Annotated in this window: 6 protein-coding genes; 4 read left to right on the top strand and 2 right to left on the bottom strand. The window is 57.1% G+C overall.

All coding sequences use genetic code 11. The features are described from left to right. The first annotated feature begins 333 nt into the window (after window positions 1–333). The gene (locus F1735_RS32545; protein WP_167241030.1) at window positions 334–945 is read left to right on the top strand and encodes a recombinase family protein; all 612 of its coding nucleotides are present in this window, start codon (window positions 334–336) and stop codon (window positions 943–945) included. Between the two features lie 51 nt (window positions 946–996). Here F1735_RS32545 and F1735_RS32540 read toward each other — a convergent pair whose 3' ends face one another. After that, window positions 997–1,395, bottom strand: coding sequence for a hypothetical protein (locus F1735_RS32540; protein WP_167241028.1), 399 nt, complete (start codon window positions 1,393–1,395; stop codon window positions 997–999). A gap of 106 nt (window positions 1,396–1,501) precedes the next feature. Further along, complete coding sequence (locus F1735_RS32535) at window positions 1,502–2,434, bottom strand: NADP-dependent oxidoreductase (protein WP_167241026.1); 933 nt, start codon at window positions 2,432–2,434, stop codon at window positions 1,502–1,504. Window positions 2,435–2,574: 140 nt separating this feature from the next. Between F1735_RS32535 and F1735_RS32530 the strand changes: the two genes are divergently transcribed. From F1735_RS32530 to F1735_RS32520, 3 genes are all read left to right on the top strand, one after another. Further along, window positions 2,575–3,468, top strand: coding sequence for a LysR family transcriptional regulator (locus tag F1735_RS32530; protein WP_167241025.1), 894 nt, complete (start codon window positions 2,575–2,577; stop codon window positions 3,466–3,468). A 330-nt stretch (window positions 3,469–3,798) separates the two neighbouring features. Continuing rightward, window positions 3,799–4,086, top strand: a complete 288-nt coding sequence (locus tag F1735_RS32525; RefSeq protein WP_167241023.1) for a CopG family ribbon-helix-helix protein — start codon at window positions 3,799–3,801, stop codon at window positions 4,084–4,086. After that, a complete protein-coding gene (locus F1735_RS32520; protein ID WP_167241021.1) occupies window positions 4,086–4,385 on the top strand; it encodes a type II toxin-antitoxin system RelE/ParE family toxin in 300 nt (99 codons plus the stop codon). The genes F1735_RS32525 and F1735_RS32520 overlap by 1 nt, the downstream gene beginning before the upstream one ends. Window positions 4,386–4,723: the final 338 nt, after the last annotated feature.

Here is a 4,723-nt window from a genome sequence, read left to right as displayed (position 1 = left end):
CCGTCAGAAAAACCATCGATATCGTCTTGGATGCGTCCTGCTGCTGGTGTCATATTCGATTCCATGTGGGTACCAACTTCCTTAATTAGAGTTATGAAGTTGTCTCACAACAGTTTGACACAGGGGGCTAGCTGACCAGCGTTAGCGTTTCGGTCAAAGTCCAGGTTGGTTTGCTGGCACCGCAAAGCAAGCAGCCGAATTCTGTTACATTATGAGCGAGGCGCGCCGTTTACGTGTCTTACATTAAATAACGGGTTAAGTGACATTTTTTGATGATTGGCAAGTGGCAGCAAAGACTGTCACACAATCGACCGTATAAGTGACAATAAGATCATGCTAATTGGGTACATGCGGGTATCGAAGACCGACGGGTCGCAAACGACACACCTGCAGCGAGATGCGCTGGAGGGAGCCGGTGTTGATCCGAAGCATCTATATGAAGATCAGGCATCTGGCAAACGGGAAGATCGGCCTGGTTTGGCAGCTTGTCTCAAGGCGCTCCGGGAAGGCGATACGCTCGCGGTATGGAAATTAGACAGGCTGGGCCGGGATTTGCGGCATTTGATCAATACGGTGCATGATCTGACCGCGCGCGGTGTGGGGCTGAAGGTGCTGACCGGGCACGGCGCTGCGATCGATACGACTAGTGCGGCGGGCAAACTGGTCTTTGGCATTTTTGCCGCGCTGGCCGAGTTTGAGCGCGAACTCATTTCTGAGCGCACAGTCGCCGGACTAGCGTCCGCGCGAGCGAGAGGCCGTAGCGGTGGGCGGCCGTTCAAGATGACACCTGCCAAGCTGCGCCTGGCGATGGCGGCAATGGGAAAGCCGGAAACGAGTGTTGGCGCGCTTTGTGAAGAACTTGGCGTTACGCGGCAGACTTTGTACCGCCACGTGTCACCAAAGGGAGAACTACGCCCGGACGGTGAAAAGTTGATCAAGGCGTGATTTTCGACTGCAGCGTGACCGATCTGCTCAGGCAGCAGCCGCCAACAGCAGTCAGGCAATATGGCACCAGCGTTGCACCGCTTCGGCTGTGTCAAATGGACTTGTATTAAAGCAAATCCGTGCCCGTGGGGCATATTCATGGACAACGTTGAGCACCTTCTCGAACAGAAGAAAGTTTTTGTCAATAGCGCGCATGCCTGCACCGATCACGACGCAGTCATAGCTGTTTTGTTCCAGCGTGGTGCGAATCACTGCCTCTGCCGTTTCGCCAAAGTCAGTGAGGCACAATTTTGCGTCGTAACCCAAGGCGTTCAGTGCGGCGATGTCCTTGTCCAGTCCGCCTTGCACCTTCTCGGCCGTCATGCCGGGGAAGGCTGCGTAGGCCGGATCGGCGAAGTCGATAAGTTGTGGCTGCAGGCCGATGGATAAAACAGATTTTTTGGCGGTCATGATGTTTTCCGGGGTGGTGGTAGAAAGTTTTCGAACGTGTGACGCCGTTGCTGGATGGCTACGCATTGGCTTGCAAGTATTTTTTCAAATCAAAGGCGGATCGGGTTTAAGCGCAGACGCGAAGAATCATCTTCCCACGGGTCTTTCCACTTTCGCCCAGGCGATGTGCTTGTGCCGCATCGGCCAGCGCAAACTCTTGACCGACCAGCACCCGCAACTTTCCGCTGTCCACCAACGCCGCCAATTGAGTCAGCACCTCGCCACGCGGAGACGAAAAGACAAACGCGCCTCGTGCATCAGCGGCAGCGGCCCGTTCTTGCGAGGGCGGTTGGGTCGTTGCTACCAGCAAGCCGCCGGCGCGCAACGTAGCCCAGGATGCCTCTTGCGTGGCGCCCCCAAGCGTATCGAGTACCACATCCATGTTGCGGGCGATTTGCTCGAATTTCTGCGTGCGATAGTCAATCACCTCGTCCGCACCAAGGCTCTGCACCAACGCCACATCGGCGGTCCCCACCGTGGAGGTGACGTGCGCTCCTTGCGCTTTGGCCAGTTGCACTGCAACGCTGCCCAGCGCACCGGCGCCACCGTGGATCAACACACGCATACCGCGCGCCAGCTGAGCCGTTTCGATCAAAGCTGTCCAAGCCGCTAGGCCCGGTATGGGCAGAGCCGCCGCCGTAGTGAACGACACAGTACGAGGCTTAAGCGCAACTTGCGCGGCATCGACCGCCACGTAGTCGGCATAGGTGCCACCACGGGCGAATTCCGCATAGAAAAACACTTCGTCACCGGGAGAAAAAGCCGTAACCGCGCCACCGACTGCAGTTACGACGCCGGCCGCATCTGAACCCGAGGTAAAAGGGAGTAATTTTGGGATCATGTGTGCCACGTTCCCACTTCGAATTTTCCAGTCAATTGGATTGATGCCGGCCGCGATCACGCGCACCAGTACATCGTTGGGGCCGCAGGAGGGGACGGGCACTTCTTCCAGTTGCATTTGACTGGCATCGCCGTAGGCGTGGATTCGTATAGCTTTCATTTTTTACTCTTTCTAATGGGTTGTCGGGGTGTTGAACAGTTGAACCCGTTGACGGAATGAAATGAATCTTAATCTTCTTCGAAATTGGATGCAATCGAAGCTATTGGATAATATTTATCCATATATGGAATAATGAATACATGGAAAATCTCTCCGCTCTACACGATATGGCCTTGTTCGTTGAGGTGGCGCGCACCGGCAGTTTTAGCCGCGCCAGCATCAAGCTGGGCGTGCCCGGCGCAACGCTGTCGCGGCGTATTGCCGCGATGGAGCGCCATTTCGGTGTGCGCCTGCTGGACCGCAGCACACGCTACGTCGCGCTCAGTGACGCCGGGCGTCGCTACTTCGAGCGCTGCGCCCACTTGGTGGACGAGGCACGATTGGCGCAAGAGGCTCTGTTCGAGACAGTCAATCGCCCGGTTGGTCATGTGCGCGTGTCGATGCCGGTGGACCTAGGTCTGACGCATATCGGCCCCTTGCTGCCTGACTTTGCCCGCCAGTATCCCGGCATCAGTCTGGATCTGGACTTGTCACCCCGCTTCAGCGATCTGGTCACCGAGCATGTGGACCTTGCCATCCGCTTGGGAGAGGTTGTAGGCGATCTACTAGTGGTGCGGCGCCTTGGGGCAATCGAGCAGTTCCTGTTCGCGGCCCCTGGCTACTTGGCGCTGCACGGCCGTCCCCAACAACCCGCCGATCTGGTGGAGCATGCCTGCATCACCGCTGGCAGCGCGCAGCAAGCCAGCAATTGGCTCCTGCAGCGCGATGGGCACGCCATGGAGGTTCAGGTACGCGGCCACTTCGGCATCAATAACCCCGGATTGATCAGGCTGCTAGTGGAGCGAGGCTTGGGAATCGCAGCCCTGTCACACAAATTGGCACGCGAAGCCGTCGACGCCGAGCGCTTGGTCCGCGTGCTGCCTGATTGGGCGTTCAAACCTATGGCAGTGCACGCCGTAATGGTCAGTCGCATGCAGTCGGCGAGCGTGCGCGCCTTGGTGGATTTTTTAGCCGCCCGCCTTTCACTGGAATGAATGAGGGCGCAACTGCTAGCCCGCAGCAAGCTGCAAGCTGCGACACAATAGCCGTTGCGTGGACCACCAAGCTACCAAATGTCATCTGGTGGTAGCTTCGCTCCCACCAAGCCAACAATTGGCAGGATTTCGCTTTGGCCGGAAAAATCCGGGGTTCCGGCTTAGACCCCCTTCTACTAGAACGACTTGCACTCCCGTGGAACACTTCACCCTGTTGCGCGGCCCTGTTTGCATTTCGGGGCTGGCTAACCGATGCAATGTCAAGCGTCGCAGCATGTTAACCCGTGTGTGCTACTATGTCATTACGATGTAACACATAGGAGTAGGGTCATGAGCGAAGCAACCTTTACCTTCCGAGTCGATGAAAGCCTGAAAGACCAATTTACGACAGCCGCCAAGGGCCGCGATCGTACTGGCGCCCAGTTGCTGCGCGACTTCATGCGTGACTTCGTTCGGCAGCAGGAGGAAGCGGCAGAACAAGACGCTTGGTTCCGCCGCCAGGTGCAGATCGGCCTCAACTCGGCGAATGCTGGTAACTTGGTCCCGGCGGCTGAGGTGGAAGCCAAGTTCGCAGCCAAGCGCGCCGCCACACGTCGCCGGCTGGAAGCCGCTGAATAATGAAGTTGTTTTGGACACCAGTCGCGATTCAAGACCGCGACGACATCTATGAATACATCGAGGCCGGCAACCCGGCCGCCGCGCTCGCCCTTGATGAGCTGTTTGCAGAAAAGGCGGGGCGCTTGGTCGATCATCCTGGGCTGGGCAAGCCTGGCCGCGTTGCCGGCACTCGTGAACTGGTAGCGCACCAGAATTACATCCTCGTCTACGACACTGCTTGCGACTTGGTGCGCGTGCTGCGTCTGCTGCACGCCGCGCGCCAGTGGCCACCTTCCCGGCTTGACTTACAAGACCGTTGAATTGACTTAAAGTTAACTCTTGAACCGGCCGCGGTGAGGTTACACATAAAGGCAATCGCAACTTTTCTATAACCTGATTTTGTGTAACTTTTTAGGCGCCTTTACAGATCCTAGCCCTATCTGGACGGTGGCGTGCCGCGTAAACATGAATCGGCCACCTTGCCCCTTGGCGGGCATGCCTCCGGCGAGGCGCCAAATGCATCATGCCTGGCCAAGGCAATCTACCGGACTTAAGCGATTGACAGCTTAACATGGCTTTTGTGTCATGTATTTGTGGGGCTTAGGCTGCTTGTTTCTGGGCTTTGATTGGCCGGGTCGGTGAAGGAACGTCTTGCGAA

Source organism: Massilia genomosp. 1 (genome assembly GCF_011682185.1).
Classification (GTDB): domain Bacteria; phylum Pseudomonadota; class Gammaproteobacteria; order Burkholderiales; family Burkholderiaceae_D; genus Telluria_A; species Telluria_A rubra.
The sequence above is the reverse complement of the archived record's forward strand: the minus strand, read 5'-3'. Positions and strand labels throughout refer to the sequence as shown.